The organism is Paenibacillus sp. J31P316 (genome assembly GCF_056269105.1).
The window spans coordinates 297,209-315,054 of the sequence record NZ_JBWDNI010000004.1; the positions used below are offsets into that span (position 1 = coordinate 297,209).

The 17,846-nt window shown below is 57.3% G+C and carries 15 protein-coding genes; 10 read left to right on the top strand and 5 right to left on the bottom strand.

Going from position 1 to position 17,846, the window contains the following annotated elements:
- Positions 1 to 66: 66 nt before the first annotated feature.
- Positions 67 to 1,032, bottom strand: coding sequence for an aldo/keto reductase (locus AC0YNU_RS16745; RefSeq protein WP_475758509.1), 966 nt, complete (start codon positions 1,030 to 1,032; stop codon positions 67 to 69).
- A 321-nt stretch (positions 1,033 to 1,353) separates the two neighbouring features.
- Complete coding sequence (locus tag AC0YNU_RS16750) at positions 1,354 to 1,626, bottom strand: hypothetical protein (protein ID WP_475758511.1); 273 nt, start codon at positions 1,624 to 1,626, stop codon at positions 1,354 to 1,356.
- A gap of 250 nt (positions 1,627 to 1,876) precedes the next feature.
- Here AC0YNU_RS16750 and AC0YNU_RS16755 point away from each other — a divergent pair, with 250 nt between their 5' ends.
- The 4 genes from AC0YNU_RS16755 to AC0YNU_RS16770 all read left to right on the top strand — a co-directional run bounded on the left by AC0YNU_RS16755 (position 1,877) and on the right by AC0YNU_RS16770 (position 8,546).
- Positions 1,877 to 3,352 (top strand): alpha/beta fold hydrolase, encoded by a 1,476-nt coding sequence (locus AC0YNU_RS16755; RefSeq protein ID WP_475758513.1) that lies wholly within the window; start codon positions 1,877 to 1,879, stop codon positions 3,350 to 3,352.
- Between the two features lie 92 nt (positions 3,353 to 3,444).
- Positions 3,445 to 4,305, top strand: a complete 861-nt coding sequence (locus AC0YNU_RS16760; RefSeq protein WP_475758515.1) for a 5'-3' exonuclease — start codon at positions 3,445 to 3,447, stop codon at positions 4,303 to 4,305.
- Between the two features lie 241 nt (positions 4,306 to 4,546).
- Positions 4,547 to 7,018 carry a glycoside hydrolase family 38 N-terminal domain-containing protein gene (locus AC0YNU_RS16765; RefSeq protein ID WP_475758517.1) on the top strand — a complete coding sequence of 824 codons (2,472 nt, stop codon included), beginning with the start codon at positions 4,547 to 4,549 and terminating at the stop codon, positions 7,016 to 7,018.
- Positions 7,019 to 7,145: 127 nt separating this feature from the next.
- Positions 7,146 to 8,546 (top strand): phosphodiester glycosidase family protein, encoded by a 1,401-nt coding sequence (locus tag AC0YNU_RS16770; protein WP_475758519.1) that lies wholly within the window; start codon positions 7,146 to 7,148, stop codon positions 8,544 to 8,546.
- A 142-nt stretch (positions 8,547 to 8,688) separates the two neighbouring features.
- Here AC0YNU_RS16770 and AC0YNU_RS16775 read toward each other — a convergent pair whose 3' ends face one another.
- Entirely contained in the window at positions 8,689 to 8,949 is a 261-nt protein-coding gene (locus AC0YNU_RS16775) for a hypothetical protein (RefSeq protein ID WP_475758521.1), read from the bottom strand.
- Between the two features lie 65 nt (positions 8,950 to 9,014).
- Positions 9,015 to 9,311: a DUF3055 domain-containing protein gene (locus AC0YNU_RS16780; RefSeq protein ID WP_475758523.1), complete on the bottom strand. Its 297-nt coding sequence runs from the start codon at positions 9,309 to 9,311 to the stop codon at positions 9,015 to 9,017.
- A gap of 272 nt (positions 9,312 to 9,583) precedes the next feature.
- On the opposite strand from AC0YNU_RS16780, the gene AC0YNU_RS16785 reads away from it, so the two are divergent.
- Entirely contained in the window at positions 9,584 to 10,600 is a 1,017-nt protein-coding gene (locus tag AC0YNU_RS16785) for an HRDC domain-containing protein (RefSeq protein ID WP_475758525.1), read from the top strand.
- A gap of 9 nt (positions 10,601 to 10,609) precedes the next feature.
- On the opposite strand, the gene AC0YNU_RS16790 is transcribed toward AC0YNU_RS16785, so the two are convergent.
- Positions 10,610 to 11,629 carry a zinc dependent phospholipase C family protein gene (locus AC0YNU_RS16790; RefSeq protein ID WP_475758527.1) on the bottom strand — a complete coding sequence of 340 codons (1,020 nt, stop codon included), beginning with the start codon at positions 11,627 to 11,629 and terminating at the stop codon, positions 10,610 to 10,612.
- Positions 11,630 to 11,823: 194 nt separating this feature from the next.
- On the opposite strand from AC0YNU_RS16790, the gene AC0YNU_RS16795 reads away from it, so the two are divergent.
- The 5 genes from AC0YNU_RS16795 to AC0YNU_RS16815 all read left to right on the top strand — a co-directional run bounded on the left by AC0YNU_RS16795 (position 11,824) and on the right by AC0YNU_RS16815 (position 17,682).
- A complete protein-coding gene (locus AC0YNU_RS16795) occupies positions 11,824 to 12,285 on the top strand; it encodes a chemotaxis protein CheX (RefSeq protein WP_475758529.1) in 462 nt (153 codons plus the stop codon).
- 101 nt (positions 12,286 to 12,386) lie between these two features.
- Positions 12,387 to 13,166, top strand: a complete 780-nt coding sequence (locus AC0YNU_RS16800) for an SDR family NAD(P)-dependent oxidoreductase (RefSeq protein WP_475758531.1) — start codon at positions 12,387 to 12,389, stop codon at positions 13,164 to 13,166.
- 15 nt (positions 13,167 to 13,181) lie between these two features.
- Complete coding sequence (locus AC0YNU_RS16805) at positions 13,182 to 14,702, top strand: DEAD/DEAH box helicase (RefSeq protein WP_475758533.1); 1,521 nt, start codon at positions 13,182 to 13,184, stop codon at positions 14,700 to 14,702.
- A 455-nt stretch (positions 14,703 to 15,157) separates the two neighbouring features.
- Positions 15,158 to 16,225 carry a Gfo/Idh/MocA family protein gene (locus AC0YNU_RS16810; protein ID WP_475758535.1) on the top strand — a complete coding sequence of 356 codons (1,068 nt, stop codon included), beginning with the start codon at positions 15,158 to 15,160 and terminating at the stop codon, positions 16,223 to 16,225.
- Between the two features lie 206 nt (positions 16,226 to 16,431).
- Positions 16,432 to 17,682, top strand: a complete 1,251-nt coding sequence (locus tag AC0YNU_RS16815) for an S-layer homology domain-containing protein (protein ID WP_475758537.1) — start codon at positions 16,432 to 16,434, stop codon at positions 17,680 to 17,682.
- The last annotated feature ends 164 nt before the right edge of the window (positions 17,683 to 17,846 follow it).

Here is a 17,846-nt window from a genome sequence, read left to right on the forward strand (position 1 = left end):
GCTGTTTTTACCGGTTGACATCCGGATTATCGGATGATTCTTACATGCTGACTTGTTGCGGACGACTCATAGGCAGCCAGTGCGACGACGATTCCATTCGGCAAGTGCCTGCCAGAATGAATCGGGAATCGGATCCCGCAGCGCCTCCAGCGTGGAGAGGAGCTCGCCTTCGTCCTTCGGTCCGGTCAGATTCATCGCGATGTCCGTGCAGCGCAGCGGGTATTGGAGCGCCGCGGCCAGTATCGGGACGCCGTGCCCGGCACAGAGGTCGTAGACTTCCGCGGCAAGCTTCCGCCGGACGACCGATTCCTTGTGCGACTCCTTCACCTGCAGCGTACGGGGATCGGCACCTCCCAGCATGCCGGCGGACAACGGGCTGCCGTTCACGATACCCGCATTCCGGTCGGCGCAAAGCCGGATAAGCGATGAGGCGCTTTGATCGATCGGCGTGTAGTCCGAATAGGTCAAGACGGAATCGACATATCCGTTCGCAATGGCTTCCTCCAATAGGTTCAGCGGACGCGTCCCCAAGCCGATATAGCGGATTTTGCCGGCGCTTCTCGCTTCCCGCAGCGCTTCCAGCGCACCGCCCGGGGCAATCACTTGGCGGAAGGAATAAACATCGTGAATTTGCAGCAAATCAATACAATCGGTTTGGAAACGGCGGAGGCTTTCGTCAATGCTGCGCGCAACCGAAATCTTTGCTTCCTGCGGCGTCAACGACTCGGCGATGGGGGCCTTCGTCGCCACGAAGATCGACGAACGAAGCCTGCCCAGCCCGCCAATAAACGAGCCGACGACGAACTCGCTTTCGCCGTAGGCGGCAGAGGTATCGAAATAACGAACGCCGAGCTCATAGGCGCGTTCCAATACTGCTGTGTCCCGTTTCAGATGGGCAGGGCTCAGTCCGTCTCTTCCGAGCCAAGCAGCGCCTGCGCCGTAAGCCCAATCGCTTCCTCCGTTTCGCAGCCGGAACCGGCGGACCTCCTCGTTAAACGGAAGCGGCTTTCCCGCAGTCGCATTCGTAGACACGACACCCCTCCTCTTCCTATTTAATTGGGCAACATGTTCCGCGAGGGCTTCAGGTTACCGGACGCTAGGGTCGTCAACTATGCGGTCATGCTTCACTCCTTACTTTAAAGCTTTCATGCGGAGGCTTACAGTGTCTGTTTGGAAGAACAGCGTCCAATTCGGACAAATTTGACTCTGCGTTTCTCCGTACAAGGCTGAGCTGTTATTTGATTGTGCAGACAAGGCGTTCAGGTGGATGCGACGCGGGGGTTCGCCTGGCTTTACGGAGATTAAGAAAGGCCCGGCCATGTAGTCATGACCGGACCTGAATAAATATTGCCGTTAAAGCTGGGGATCGCAGCGGTAAAGCTTGACGTTTTCCTGCTCCATGAGCGCGTGCACTTCCGCGATTTTCTCGGCGATGGCGAGGAGCAGTTGGTTGAATTGCTCGTCCATTAGCACGGCGGACGGGGGTTCGGTGTCTGCGTCGTTTTGTCTCAAATGATTCACGATGTTCTCCTGCCATGCGTCGTCTCCGATTGCTGCCGCATAATTATAAAGATCCAGATGGTCGTCGAACCACCGAGTGCTCTTTCTCTGCCCTGCATCAATCATCGTGACTGTCTCCTCCAAAATGAAACAATAGGTTTTCTTCATTCGTATAAGGGTGCTAGAAGGTTTTCATCACTCTTATGCTGGTGCTGGATTAGGAATAAATCCAAATAGTGGATAACGCAAAGAAATTGCTCACTCCTATGCTAAAATTATAGTAAACTTTACGTTACATATCCGTTACATGTAGCGTTTCGTAAACGAGCATATATAATAATCGACCGGGGCAGAGGTCTTGCGTGGAGGCATTCAAATGTCAGACTATAACGATCCGAATTCGATCGTGACCTACCGTTACCGGCATTCAAGCCGAGCGGCAGCGGAGACCATCATGCTCCTGCATGGAAACGGCTTCAACAGCTCGTTTTGGGGCGAAATGGCCGAACGTTTAAATGAGCGCTACAATCTGCTCTTTATCGATGTGAGAGAAGGCTTTGAGGGGGAGATCACCTGGGACCTCCTATGCAGTGCGTTGTGCGGCGTACTGGATGCGCTTGCGATCCGAGAAGTTCATATCGCGGGGCACAGCTTCGGCGGCTCGCTGGCCGTCGCGTTCGCGGAACGGAATCCCAGCAGGGTCAAATCGCTCGTTCTATTATCGATCGCCATGTTCTATCCCGCCGTCGAAGGGGAGCATATCGTTCATTCCTATCTGAAGCTCATAGAGAAGGAAGGCCTGCAGACGGTAGCCCGGCGCGAGTTCATTCCGTTCCTGACGCTGCTGCCCGAGGGTCACGAGACGCTTCAGAGAATATATGATGCCTATGATCGGATGAACGAGCGCCTGTACGTCCAATTGTTTAAACTGCAGATGCTGGAGCGGCCCATCCATGAGCGGCGCAAAATCAACTGTCCAACGCTGCTGCTTGCCGGAGAGAGGGACAAGCTGTATCTTCCGCAGCTGCAGTCGATCACGGCAGGCTACTTCGAGCGGGGGTCGTTCCTGATCGTGCCGCATGCGGCGAATGCGGTTTTCATCGACCAACCGCGATTGACGGCCCAGTGGATGGACGAGTTCATGTCTAGATCTGCCGAACGGGAGCTGCCGCAGGTGGAAAGGGAGACCATGGCCAGCCGTATTCCGTCGGTTCTTCATTCGGTTATGCAAACGGTTGCTCAGGCTTCGAGCTCTACTGCGGGCAGGCAGTTCGAACCCACGCTGAGCGTCACGTTGTTTCATCCGTTTCACGTTGAATTGAATGGCCATCCTATCGCGGACGGCTGGGACAAACGATATGCACGCAATATATTGGCCTATGTCGCGATACACCCGTCATGCACGCGGGAAGAGCTGTGCGATGCGCTGTTTCCGGAAGTGCACCGGTCGGCTGCGCTTAATAATCTGCGAGTCTACTTAGGACATCTGAAGAAGCTGCTCGAGCTGCCGGACGGAGAGTCCGTGCTTGACGCGGGCCGCAAGCATATTCGCTTGAAGGCCGTCGTCGATTGCGATCTCCAAACCTATGCCGCCGCAATGAAGCGGATCCTGTTCATGGAGGATGAGGAGGCCAAATACGCGGCGGCCAAACAGTTCCTGCCGCTGCTCGGCGAGGCGCCTTTCATGACGGGCATCTATGATCAGTGGTTCATTGATTTTCGCTCCGATCTCGAGGAATTGATTGCCGGGCTGTCCAAATGGACGGCATCGCGGGAAACGCAGCTGAACCGGCCGGATTCGGCGCTGTACTTCGAGAAATTCGCCGGCAGCATTCTGGACGACTCCATGTAAATGCATCCAGTCTAGCAATATCGTTGCGGTCATAGGCGGTCCTATTCTATGATAGACGTACATTAACCGAGAGAAATGGATGGAAACGACTTATGAACGAAAACAAGATTTTGATCGTCGACGGCATGGCGCTGCTCTTCCGCGCGTATTTCGCCCAGTCGTACGATGCGCGCAGAACGGCGGACGGTACGCCGACGAACGCCGTTTACGGTTTCTTGCAGTATTTGTTCGATGCGGTCAAGCAATTCTCGCCGACGCATGTGCTATGCTGCTGGGACATGGGGAGCAAGACGTTCCGTACAGAGATGTACGCGAACTATAAGGCGAACAGGCCGGAAGCGCCGGAAGACCTCATTCCGCAATTCTCGCTCGTGAAGGACATCGTCGCCGCGCTCGACATCCCTAACGTCGGGCTGGAAGGCTACGAGGCCGATGATTGCATCGGCACGCTGTCGCAGAAGCTCAGCTCGCTCGGCCATGTGTATGTGCTGACGGGCGACCAAGATATGCTGCAGCTGGTGTCGGATCGTATCCATGTCGTCATCATGAAGAAGGGACGCGGCAACTACGCGGTGTACGATCTGGATTTCCTGCGGACGGACAAAGGCGTGCACCCGTTCCAAATCATCGAGATGAAAGGTTTGACGGGCGATACGAGCGACAATTACCCCGGGGTCAAAGGAATCGGCGAGAAGACGGCGCTGAAGCTGCTGCAGGAATACGAGTCGATCGACGGAATTTTGGCTAACTTGGATTCCTTGTCCAAGAGCGTCAAGACGAAGATCGAATCCGATCTCGACATGCTGCATTTATCCCGCACGCTCGCGCGCATCAATATCGAAGTGCCGATCCATTGCGAGCTGGACGCTTGTCTGTGGGCCGTGCCGCTGGAAACCGCGCAGCCGGTGTTCGAGCAGTATCGGTTGGCGTCATTGCTGAAGCTGATCGGTTAACAGGACTTTTATTTCATCATTGGATAGCATGAGAAACGGGATGGAGCAGCCAGCAGCGCTGCCTCAGCCCGTTTTTTCGTTCAGGGAAGGCTGCGAGCGATTCGAGCAGGGTTGGTTTCGGAGGCATGCCCAATTGACGATGCGTTTGTTATCGACAGAACCTATGGAATGCGGTATTGTATGTTTAAAAGGAACATTATCCTGTTCCTAACAAACATCATTCGCTCGGGAGGCTGTTCCGATGGCAAAGCTTCATCTGCTCAGTAACGCGCATTTGGATCCGGTTTGGCAGTGGGAATGGGAAGAAGGAGCGGCAGCGGCGGTATCGACGTTTCGCGCGGCAGCCGAGTTTTGCAGGGAATACGACGGCTATATTTTCAATCATAACGAGGTTATTCTGTACCGGTGGATCGAGGAATACGAACCGGAGCTGTTCAAGGAAATCCAAGAGCTTGTCGCGCTTGGCCGATGGAACATCATGGGCGGTTGGTACCTGCAGCCCGATTGCAACATGCCGTCCGGCGAGTCCATCGTCAGGCAGATGCTGCATGGGCGCGCCTATTTTCTAGAGAAGTTCGGGGCCAAACCGACGACGGCGATCAACTTCGATTCGTTCGGCCATTCCCGCGGGTTGGTGCAGCTGATGACGAAGGCCGGTTTCGATTCGTACCTGTTCATGCGTCCGGACGACCGGACGATCGGGCCCGACAGGGACTTCCGCTGGGTCGGTTTCGACGGCTCGGAGGTGCTGGCGCATCAGACGTATTTCTACAATACGCAGATGGGCAAGGCGCGCCAATCGATTCAACACTGGCTGGACCAGAATGCAGGCAAAGAACTGGGCGTCTTCCTGTGGGGCGTCGGCAACCATGGCGGCGGTCCTTCGCGGCAGGATTTGGACGATATCGGCGAGCTGATGCGGTCGAATGGCGAGGTCGAAATCGTGCATTCCGCGCCGGAGGCGTATTTTGCCGATCTGGCTGCGGGTCCTGAGCTGAAGGCGCACGAGAACGATCTGAATCCGCGGTTTATCGGCTGTTACACGTCGATGATCCGGATCAAGCAAAAGCACCGCCTATTGGAGAACGAATTGTACCTGACCGAGAAAATGCTGTCGGCCGCGGCGATTGCAGGCAAGCTTACCTATCCGAAGGCGGAACTGCGCGAGGCCGCTTACGACCTGATGACGGCGCAGTTCCATGACATCCTGCCGGGTTCGTCCGTTCAGCCTGCGGAAGACGCATCGCTTCGCCTGCTCGGGCACGGTTTGGAGATCGTATCCCGCTTGAAGGCGCGCGCCTTCTTCGCGCTGGCGGCAGGAGAACGCAAAGCCGGCGAGGGAGAATACCCGATCCTCGTATACAACCCGCATCCGTTCCCGGTCAAGGGCGTGTTCGCCTGCGAATTCATGCTCGCCGACCAGAACTGGAAGCCGGAATTCTCGAACCCGATCGTATATCAGAGCGGCGTGCGCATTCCGTCCCAATCGGAGAAGGAGCATAGCAACATCAACCTCGACTGGCGCAAGCGCGTCGTGTTCGAGGCGGAGCTGGCGCCTTCCTCCATGAACCGGTTCGACTGTCGCATCGAGATGCTCCCGGCGCGTCCGGAGCCGTCGGCCATCGCCGAGAACGGCCGTATCGTCTTCAATAACGGGACGCTGGAGGCAGTTATCAATACGAATACCGGCCTGCTCGACGAGTATAAGGTGAACGGCGTGTCGTATTTGAAGCCGGGCGCGTTCCTGCCGATCGTCGTCGCGGACAACGAGGATCCATGGCGAATGGACACGAATCGCTTCGAGCCGGACATCGGCTCGTTCCAGCTGATGGACCGCGGTGCGGGCTCGGACTTCTCGGGTCTGCGACACGCGCTGCTGCCTTCGGTGCGGATCGTCGAGGACGGCGAAGTCCGGACGGTCGTCGAGGCCATGCTCGCGTACAACCAGTCGAAGCTTGTGCTGACTTATAAGCTGCCGAAGCGGGGCAGCCAGCTCGAGGTGCATGCGCGCGTCTACTGGAACGAGAAAGACAAGCTGCTGAAGCTGTCCATCCCGACCACGATCGCAGATCCGGCCTATTGCGGGCAAACAGTCTACGGCGTGCAGGAGCTGGACACGGGCGGGCAGGAAGCCGTCGCCCAGAAATGGACGGCGTCGTACTCGCGCGCGGCGGACGCGGCAGTCACGCTGATCAACAACGGCACGTACGGCTCCGATTTCCAAGGTGGCGCCATCCGTCCGACGCTGCTCCGCAGCCCGGGTTACACGACGCATCCGATCATGGATCGGCCGCTGATCGTGCAGGATCGTTTCTCTCCTCGGATCGACCAAGGCGAGCGCGAATTCACGTTTTGGCTGAACGCGGGAACGGCGGCGGAGCGTTTGACGCATGTCGACCGCGAAGCGGCCCAGCTCGGCGAAGCGCCGTATGCGCTGTCCTTCTTCCCGACGGGCCGGGGCGAGAAACCGCTGCCGCTCGCCCTGCTGAAGGATGATGTCGTCCAGCTCGGCGCCTTCAAGGCGATGGAGCAGGAGGACGACTACATTCTCCGGCTGTATGAGCCGACGGGCAGCCCGCGCGAAACGGAGGTTTCCCTGCCGGCGCTCGGCATCGCGAGCCGCGTGCGGCTGAAGCCGTTCGAGGTGAAGACGTACCGCGTCTCGGCGGCCGATCGTACGATGGAAGAGATTTCTTTGATGGAAGGCATGTAACGAAGGTCAGCCCGAGGTCATCAGTTGGATGACGTTCGGGCTGTCTTTTTTTCGTCCATCACAATTCGTCTGCCCGCGGCCGACATTAAGTAAGTAGCAAGAAAAAGCAGAGGAGTCCGATTGCATCATGAAGAAACCGAATTTCAAATCCGCCGCTTGCGCCGGCATGCTGGCGGCGATGCTGGCGTTCTCGCCGAACGCTTGGGCGGCGCAGGAGACTGCGACGGCGGCCGGAAGCGTCCCGAGTGTCGTTCAACCCATTACGCTGGCCTATCCAAGCGCCGAGATCCAGCTGACGCTCGGCAAGCAATTCCCCGCAGGCAGCCGAATCCAAGCATCTTCGCCGGCGCAGCTCGTCTATGCCACAGGCAATCCCTTAATCGCCAAAGTTAACGCGGCAGGCGTTCTGATGCCGGTCGCGCTGGGCAGGACGACGCTTACGGTCCGCGCATCCCCGGTCCCGGAAGGCGGCCCGGCGACGCTTCGGATTCCCGTCATCGTCGCCAAGCCGCCGGCTTCTTCCAAGCCCGCGGCTGAGCCGAAGCTGGCTTCCCGTTCGGTCCAAGCCGCGGGCAGAAGTTTCTCCGTCCATACCGTCACGATTCCGAAAGGCATGCCGGTCACGGCGGGTTACGCAAACCGGAAGATCGGCACGACGCAATCGCTCGCCGCCATGGCGGAAGCCTATCATGCCGATATCGCGATCAATGGCGCCTTCTTCGATTCCTATAGCGGCATACCCGATCCGTACGGCACGCTGATCGGGAACGGCTTGCCGGCGCATATCGGCAACACGGGCACGACCATCGGATTCCGATGGGACGGCAGCGCCGTAATGGATACGCTTCGGCTCGGCATATCCGGCACGGTAGGCGCGCCCGGCGGCGGGAGAAGCGCATCATGGTACGCCTATTTCATGAACCGGCTTCCGTCCGGCCTATCGGCTGCGACGCTCTTCACGCCGCAGCGCGGCAAATCGCTCGGCTTCAAGGCCGAGAACGCCATAGTCGTGCGGAACGGAACCGTGACGTCCGTCCGGTACGGCGTCGACGTAGTTATCCCGGCCGATGGTTTCGTGATTGTGTACCAAGGCGGAGAGAGCGACCAGACGGGGCGTTTTCATGTCGGCGACCAAGTCGCGTACAAGGTCCGCACCACGAACATGAAGGGCGAAGGCGTCGATTGGAGCGGCGTGCATACTGCCGTCGGAGCGGGACCTCGATTGGTCACGGACGGCAAAGTGACGCTGAATCCCTCTGCCGAGGGGTTCAAGGATCCGAAAATCCTCACTGGCGGAGGCGCGCGCAGCGGGATCGCCATCCTGGGGGACGGCTCCGTCCTGCTCGCGACCGTACCCGGCGCCACGATGAAGCAGTGGGCGGAAATCATGGTCCGGCTTGGCGCCCGGCAAGCCATGAATTTGGACGGCGGAGCGTCCTCGGGACTCTTGTTCCAAGGCAAGACCGTCACGGCGCCGGGCCGGCTGCTCAGCAACGCCCTTCTATTCGGCCAGCAACTGCGATATTAGCGCAAGATCGGGGGACTGCATGTATGAGGATCCGAACGCAACGGGGTTCCATACGACAAAAAACCGAACGGCCGCGAGGCCGATCCTGCGTTCGGCGTTCGCTTCCATTCGGTTATCGGCGCTTGCCGGCGGTGCTTAATTGTCAAGGCTCATCTATGGCGTCCGGATAACTGTCTTCACCGGGATAATCGCGGTCAATTCCCTGATGCAGATCGCGGTTCTCGTAATCGAACCGGTTGGGCGAACGCATGTCGACCCGCCATGGCGTGCTTTTCCCAAGCGACGCTTTCACGATATCGGAGCCGTAAGGGCCTTCCGGAAACTCTTCCGCCGCGAGGTCGTTGCGCTGGGACTCCACCGATTTAAAATCGGTATACGCTTGACGATCTTCTTCTTTGAACAAGTCGGCACCTCCTGAAACGGTTAGTTAAGTTGGTGTGGCTTAATTACCGTTTCAGTGTGCCCCGATCAGTCGGTAAAATTCACCGTTCCGACCACCAATTCGAGAAATTGGCGCAAATCGGCGGCTTCCTCTTCCGTAATTTTGTACGTATATTCGAGGTAACCTTCTTCGTCCAGATCGTCCTGGCCCACAATCGCAGTACGGCCGCTTTGCAGGTCGGTAATCAGCTTCTTGCCGTAGAAGCGGTTCGTCGTCATGATGGCCAGGTCGAAACGCTTCAGGTTCGGCGTGATGAACGTAACGAAGCGGGTCGTCGTTTGCTCGGTCGTATCCGACATAAAATCATAATCAGGCAGCAGCATCGGTCGTTCCTCCTTTAGTTGCGTCTATCATAGCATCCCTATCGCAAACCCGGCAACACGCATGCAGGAAGGAATAGGAAGCATTACTATTGCCATCCATATTGAGGCTGTGCTATGATGTGAGCAATCGAATCGTTGCACGTGAGGAAGCACCTCTTATCGCCATTATATGGCGGCAGGAGGTGCTTTTTTTTGCGTGCCTAAGGCCGGCTGCGGGATTTCGCGCGGAGGGGCTGGGGTTTGATCATTACGAATGACGGAGGTTGAACGGCATGCAGGTCGTATTTTTGAACACGTTTGAGAAGCAGGGCGGAGAGGACGGGGCAGCCGGCGAAGCGCAGCTGTCGATTTGCGAGCAGAACGGCGTATGGTCGGTCATCTGGACGGATGCCGCGATCGGACAGGCAGACGGACAGCAGGCTTGGTACGAAGGCGGGTCATGGGAAGAGATGATGACCGCGTTCAGGCATGGGGTTGCCGTTCAAATGGGGAATGGCTTCTCGCCGATGATCGACGGCATGCTCGAGGAGCGCAGGAGCATGGAGGGAACCGGCACGCTGTATTCTTTGATTCAGTGCTACGGCGAGCTGAATGGCGATTCGGAATTGTATAACGCCTTGCGCGACTGGAGGCGCGCCAAGGCGGTTGCGATCAAGAAGTCGGCGTATTTGGTCGCGACGAACCGCATGCTGTGGATGATCAGCGCATTCGTGCCGCATCAATTGGAGGAACTGCTGCAAATTCCGGGCTGGGGCGAATCGAAGCAGGCCGCCTACGGCGAAGAAGTGCTGGCGATTACGGGCGCTTACCGGCGGGAGACGCAGTTCCCGCTCGATTGGGTAGCCGGCGCACTGGATCCTAAGGCGTATACGAAGTGGGTATTCAAACAGAAAGAAAACAAGTTCAAGGCGCAGCTGGACCGTCAGATCGAGAAGCGGGAGCTGCTCCGCGCGATCGCCGAAGGCAAGTCGATCGACGAGCTTCAGGCGCAGACCGAGCTTCCGCGCCGGGATCTGCTGGAGCGAATCGAGAAGCTTGATACGGAAGGCTATGACCTGGAGCCGCTTATCGAGCGGGAGCTGGCGCAGATGCCGGAATTCGAGCAGCAGCTCGTCTGGGAAGTGATGCAATCGATGGGCGACCGGTATTTGAAGCCTGTCCTGCATCAAGTATACGGAGAGCGCGCGGACCAAGGGAAAGGGAAATCGCTCGACGTGCTCTATGATCGCCTGAGACTCATTCGGCTGCGGTATCGCAGGGCTAACGGCGGACAGGATCAGGTTTCATAAATTCGAGCTTTACGAATGGCTGGAGCGGGGACTCATGGATGGCGGCCAGATCGGATCCTCGTACCGGATAGACAAGCCGCTGTCGCAGCTTCGGCCGGTCTCGTAGGAACGGTTGCCGATCGATTCCGCCGCGGCATCGCGAAGCTGTTGCTTGGAGGGAACGGTCGTCTCTTGCAAATCGTCCGTGTCCGGTTCATGAGAGCGTAGCCACAGCAGAACGGCCTTTACGACGGATAGACTTTCCTCCATCGCTTTGTCCCACAACGTCCACACATCGTCGCCGTGCATGGTATGACCGTCTGTCGGGTCCAGCCATGGACGGCGCGCTTCGTTCAGAATATCCAGCATCGGCAGCCGGCTCTTGTACACGAACGGATCGATCTGCTTGAACGTCAGGAGCCGCTTTAATCCGCTAGGGTCGTGGAACAGCCGCTGCGCGCGAACCATATCGCGCATGGCGATCCGCCAGTCTTCCCGCCGGATGCGAGCGGCCAGGTCGGGATAATGAACGGCAGCGATTCCCTCGAAGGCGTCGACGATCGGCTCCGGAAGGTCGTCGCCGGTATCGATTTCGCGCCAGACGGCCGTCTTCCAGGTTTCCGTGCCGAGCAGCTTCCGTACGATCAACGTATCCATCATGACTTCGAAGCGCTGATGGTCCCATTTGCGAAAGCCCGATCGGCTGAAGACATAGGGATGCATGACGCGGTCCAAGAGATGATGAAGCAGGAATCCGAGCGCATACACGGTCGCCGAATCTTTGGACGGGTCGTTTGCGGACAGTCGGTCAACCGTGTCCAGCAGGTCCATCATCGCAGGTCCGCAGCTCCGCTCGTGCATGGCGCTCCCGAGCTGGTTCATTGCCTTGTTTCTCTGCCAGGGCAGGAACTGATGATAGAATAAGAAATCGGGCCCTTGGCAGCCCATATTAAATATGCGTTTGCGCTCTGGGAGCACAAGCAGCGTCTTTTCGCCTAGCGCTTCCAGGCATCGTTGTCCGAAAATCATATGAGTCCAGACGTTTGGCACGAATAACCTCCTAAAAAATGGTATAAAACGAGAGCGTGAAACGGTCTATAGGCAAAAAGTTTAGCAGATCTTTAGGACGATGGTTCGACATATTTCCACAAAAGACGATAACGGCATGGTATACTTGGCCTAAGTAATCTTGTATAATTGGAAATAGTTTCAACGACAACGTCGAAAAGGGGCGCTACCTCAAGATGAAGGCTGAGTATATTAATCCCTTCCTGGAGTCCGCTAAAATCGTGATCGAGCAAGTGATTCAAATCAGACCTTCTACTGGGCAGCTCGGCATTAAAGACATAAAGTTCGTGGAAAATTACATATGGATTCAGATCGGTCTCAAAGGTCAAATGAACGGGGATATCGTATTCGGCTTAAGCGAGCAGGTAGCGCTCAAGATGGTTTCCGCCATGATGGGGGGCTATGCCATCGCCGAAATGGACGAGATGGGCAAGAGCGCGATCTCGGAGCTCGGCAATATGATCAGCGGCAACGCCAGCACGATGCTGTACAATCAAGGCGTCAGAGTGGACATTACGCCGCCGAAAGTCATTCATTCCGCGCAGGCCGCGGGCTTCTCGGCAACGAAGGCGCTGACGATTCCGCTGATCATGGACGGTATCGGCGAATTGGACATTCAGGTACTAATTGCATCGTAGCATGATTCAAGCTCCCGCGGGAGCTTTTTTTGATGCCCGGGAGCCTGGGAACAGTTCGTTTTGCCTATTCGTACAGGTTGCGATAAACTGAGAGACAGGTGATGCAGGTGTTGCAAGGGAAAATCATAGTCATAACCGGCGCGGCGAGCGGCATTGGCGCCGAGACGGCCAGGCAGCTGGCGGCTCAAGGGGCCGTTCCGATCTTGACCGGACGGAGCAAGGCCAAGCTGCAGCAGGTCTCGGATGCGATCGCCGGCAAGCACGGCTTATACGAAATGGACGTAACCGATGACGCGGCCGTTCAGTCCGTCATCCGTACGATCGCGGACGATTACGGGCGGATCGACGTCCTGCTCAACAATGCGGGCTTCGGGGTGTTCGAGCTGTTCGAGGATACGCCGCTTGAACGGTTTGCGTCCATGATGGATACGAATTATATGGGGATCGTCCGCTGCACCAAAGCGGCACTTCCGATCATGAAGGCGCAGGGCGGCGGACATATCGTGAACGTTGCGTCCATGGCGGGCAAACTAAGCACGGCCAAGGCTTCCGGCTATGCCGCCACGAAGCATGCGGTGCTTGGTTTCACGAACGCGATCCGTCCCGAGCTGGCCGGGATGAACATCGCGGTGACGGCCATCAATCCGGGTCCGATCGATACGCCGTTTCTGAAATCGGCGGATCCGTCCGGCGATTATTTTAACCGTCTGAAGGGCTTCATGCTGAAGCCGGAGCAAGTCTCGGCAGCGATCGTGAAGGCGATTCGCAAGCGGACGCCGGAAGTGGATCTGCCATGGACCGCATCCGTCGGGATTCGAATATACGGGCTGTTTCCGCGCTTGGCCGACCGGCTGGCGGGAAGATGGCTCAACCGTAAGTAAGATAAGAGGAGTTTGATGCATGTGTCTTGGGAAACCCTGCAGCTGCAGCCGCAGCTGATAGAAACATTACGAAATCATAATATCGAGGCGCCGACGCCCGTGCAGACGGAGACGATTCCGCTGCTCCTGGCAGGACACGATATCACGGCGAAATCGCAGACAGGATCGGGCAAGACGCTGGCTTATATGCTGCCGGCCCTGCAGCTTGTCGATACGTCAAGCAGCGCCGTGCAGGTCATGGTGCTCGCGCCAACGCAGGAGCTCGGCATGCAAATTTTTCGTGTGGCGGAAACGTACGGTGAAGCAATCGGCGTACGAACGCAGCAGTTGATCGGCGGCGCTTCGATGCAGCGCCAGGTGGAGAAGCTCCGCGAGCATCCGCACGTCGTGGTGGGTACGCCGGGACGGATCCATGAGCTCGTGAAGTCTCGCAAGCTGAAGCTGCAAGGCATCCGTTTCCTCATCATCGACGAAGCCGACCAAGTGTTCAATCTCGGCTCGACGGTCGAAGTGGAAGTGCTGCTCAAAGGGATGCTTCGCGACCGGCAGATCGCGTTCTTCTCGGCGACGCGGCCGCAGGCGATGGCCGAAGTAGAGGAGCGTTGGATGCGGGAGCCGAAACAGGTGAACATCAATCCCGACGCGCAGGCGGGCAGCCGAGTCGCGCATTATTTTGTCGTGTGCGATAAGCGCGATAAAGCGGATACCGCAAGAAGGCTCATCCATCTGTTGAAGCCGGCTTCCGCGCTCATGTTCATTAACGAGACGGACGAAATCGCCAATTACGAGGCGAAGCTGAAGTATGAGGGCTTCTCCGTGGAGACGCTGTACGGCGATGCCGACAAACAGCGGCGCGCGGCCACTTTGGCCCGATTCAGGGAAGGCCGTCTGCAGATTTTGCTCGCGACGGACGTGGCGGCTAGGGGACTCGATATCGCGGATTTGCCGCTTGTCGTCCACTTGGATCCGGCGCTGGATGCGGACCATTACGTCCACCGTTCCGGCCGTACGGGACGGATGGGCAAGTCGGGCACGGTCCTATCCATCGTGACGCGCAACCAGCTGTTCATCATGGATAAGTTCCGCAAGCAGCTCGGCATCAATCTTCAGGAGAAGACGATGTACAAAGGGCAGCTGTGGACGCCAGGCGAAGAGCCGGGCGGACGGGCGGATGAAAGCTTCCGGCGCGGCAATCCAGCGCGTCGCGGCTCCGAGGCCGTTGCCGGTGCCGAGAGGTACGGCGCTCGTCAGGCGGACAGGCAGCCGGAAAAGCGGCCAGGCGACCGGCAGGTTCTCTCCGGCGCGACAGGCGCAGCCGCGCCGATATTGGTGCGGCGGGGATCGGACGGAACGGATGGAAGAACGGCACGCGCGTCGGCCGGCCAGACTGGAAACGGAAGCGCGGGCGTTGCCCGCACGCCGGATCCGAAACGGGCCGCGAAGCCCGGGAAATCCAAAAAAGAACTAGAGCGGGAACGGAAAAACAAAGGGGCGCCGAAATGGCTGAAAGCCAAGCGCGACGGCGAACCGCAATAGCAGAACATGTAAGACCGGAATGAGCCAATGTGCTCATTCCGGTCTTTTTTTGCATTCTGAGAATGGGCGGATAACTCGCAGGATCTGCCGCGACTAGCTGATTAGAGCGGCCGTTAACGAATAGAAGATTATCGCTTATTCGAGCAATTTTGCCTAATACGCTTCCTTGGTGAAATCGTCGGTGAAACAAATGTTTTTGTGACCGCAGCTGTCAAATTCATCCTTATTCTGATGGATTCGATAGTTGCCAAATTTGAGGTATTAGCGGTATGATAGCGTTTTCAGTAAGATTTCTTTCTCTTTAACTTAGGATGTGAAATAACCTGCGCAAGAACTTTTTGAAGAAGTTGAACTAATCGCAATCCTTCGCGAATCAGCGGTCGGACGGGCTCTTGCCGACAAGCCGGGGCCTGGTGCCGCTCGAACGAAATCTAAGAGGAGAGGGTGTTGTTGACATGTCAGAGAAATTGAAAGTCGGCGTAATCGGAGCGGGGGGCATTTTCCAATGGGCGCATTCCGCGCCGCTGAAAGCGCATCCGGAGGTAGAGGTCGTCGCCATCTGCGACATCGATTTGGAGAAAGCGACGGCCGCGGCCGCGCAGCACGGCATACCGCAAGCGTTCAGCGACTACCGCGACGTGATCGCGCTGCCGGATATCGACATCATCGACATTTGCACGCCGAACCTGTTTCATTCGGAAATCGCCGTAGCCGCGTTGGAAGCGGGCAAGCATGTCTTCTGCGAGAAGCCGGATGCGGTCAACCCGGATGAAGTAATCCGCATGAAGGAAGCATCCGAGCGAAGCGGCAAGGTGCTCATGGTCATGCGCAACAACCGTTTTCGCCCGGCATCGCGCTACCTGAAGCAATGGATCGAGCAGGGGAATCTTGGCCAAGCCTATGCCGGCCGCTGCGGCTGGACGCGTCGCCGGGGAATACCGGGCAAGGGCGGATGGTTCACGACCAAGGAACTATCCGGGGGCGGTCCGCTGATCGACCTTGGCGTTCATTTTATCGATCTGGCGATGTGGTTCATGGGCAATCCGAAGCCTGTATCGGTCACTGGCGCGACGTATACCAAATTCGCGGACGGTCCCGACATCGCGGGCTCGGAGCACAGCAAATTCGGCGAGAAAGCGGAGGGCGAAGGCATCTTCGACGTCGAGGATCTGGCGATCGGCTTCATTCGTTTCGACAATGGCGCTTCGCTGCAAATCGAGTTCAGCTGGGCATCGAACATCGAAGAGGAAGAGAATTTCGTCGAGCTCCGCGGCACGAAAAGCGGCTTTAAATTCAGCAATGGCAAGCTGGGCATCTTCGGCGAGGACAACGGCGTCGTTACCGACCTGGTACCGCATCTCGGCAAGGATACAGGCGGCCACGGCGAGAATTTGGCGCATTTCATCGACGTCGTGAAGGGCCGCGAGCAGCCGATTTTCACCATCGATCAAGGCGTCGACATGATCAAGGTGTTGTCCGCGATTTACGAGTCGGCCCGTACAGGGTCGGAGGTCAAGCTGTAACGGGCGTTCCGCCATTTGCCATCTCATCCGAGGCGGCGGATGGCTCTTTTTTTTCGCGGCTTTCTTCGCCAGCAGTCGGCTTGGAAAGGTATGATTTGACAAGATTTTTCTGCAGCTACCCCCTGAAAGGGTTTGCACACTCCCGAACGGTATGAGCGAATATAAAAAAGCGGCCTGGACCGCATCGCGAGGAGAGTGGCATCACCATGAAAAAAGCCATGTTCAAGAAGGCGGCAGTTACATCGATGGCGTTACTGACCCTAGCAGGAGGCGCCGGAAGCGCATTTGCCGACGGCAAAGGAAATGGACACAACGATCACAATAATCAAGGCAAAGGCAAAAACGACGATAAATCCTACACAAGCAACGACAAGAAGGACGACAAGGGCAAAGGCAACGGATCCGGAATCAACCTTCATTTCAAAGACGAGCAGGACCTGAAGTGGGCGCTCGAATATATTGTCCGCCTGGCATCCAAAGGCGTGTTCAACGGCTATGAAGACGGCACGTTCAAGCCGCAGCAGCAGATCACGCGCATCGAATCCATCGTGGCCGCCGTCCGCCTGATGGGCTTGAAGGACCAAGCGGAGTCGCAGGCCGAAATGAGCACGAAGCTGAATTTCAAAGACGCGGATCAACTGAAGAAGAAATATCCGTGGGCCGTCGGTTACGTGGCCGTGGCGCTGGAGAAGGATTTGTTCTCCGAGTCGGAAGACGCGATCCAGGCGGACAAGCCGGCGACGCGCCTGTTCGCGGCGACGCTGCTCGTGAAGGCGCTGGGTCTTGAAGCCGAAGCGAAGGCAAAGGCGAACTCGCAGCTGAACTTCCGCGATGCCGGCAAAATTCCGGCCGGCTCCGTCGGCTACGTGCAAGTCGCGCTGGAGAAGAACCTGATCACCGGTTACCAGGACAACACGTTCCGCCCGAATCAGCCGGTGACGCGGGCCGAGCTGGCAGCCCTGCTCGACCGCACGGACACGCAGCTTCCCGATCACGATGCGGCAGCCATTACAGGCAAGCTGAAGGCAGCTTCGACGAACGGTTCGATTACGGTCGTAAAAGCGGACAACAGCGAAGTCGCGTTGGCGCTTGACCCGAACGTGTTCATCTTCCGCGATAACGTCAAAGCGGGCGTATCCGCTCTGAAAGCGGGCGACGAAGTGCTCGTGCGCACGTACCAAAACAAAGTCGTTTTCATCGAAGTGACGAAGAAGGCGCCGGAAGCTCCGCAAGCGACGACGCAAATCGGCGCATTCAGCTCGATGAAACTGAACGCGCAAGGCAGAATCGCGACGATTACGATTCTGAAGGCGGTCAATGGCGGCACTCAGGCTTCCGAATTGAACGTTTCCCCTGACGTTACGGTCATCGGCGAAGCGGCGCTGCTGGAATACGGACATGCCGTAGAACTGACGGTGCTGAACGGTATCGTCGTTTCGATCAAAGTCGTTTCTTAATTAGCAGGGCGGAAATATCAGTGGTTCTATGGACTTGTTCTACAGACGCGTTTCCCTTCTTCCATCGCGGTTGAAGGGAAGCGCGCTATTTTTTTATCCTGCGGCTCTGATTGCATCTCTTCGATTTTAACCTGGTCTGAAGAGGTGGAGTAGAGGTTTTCCTA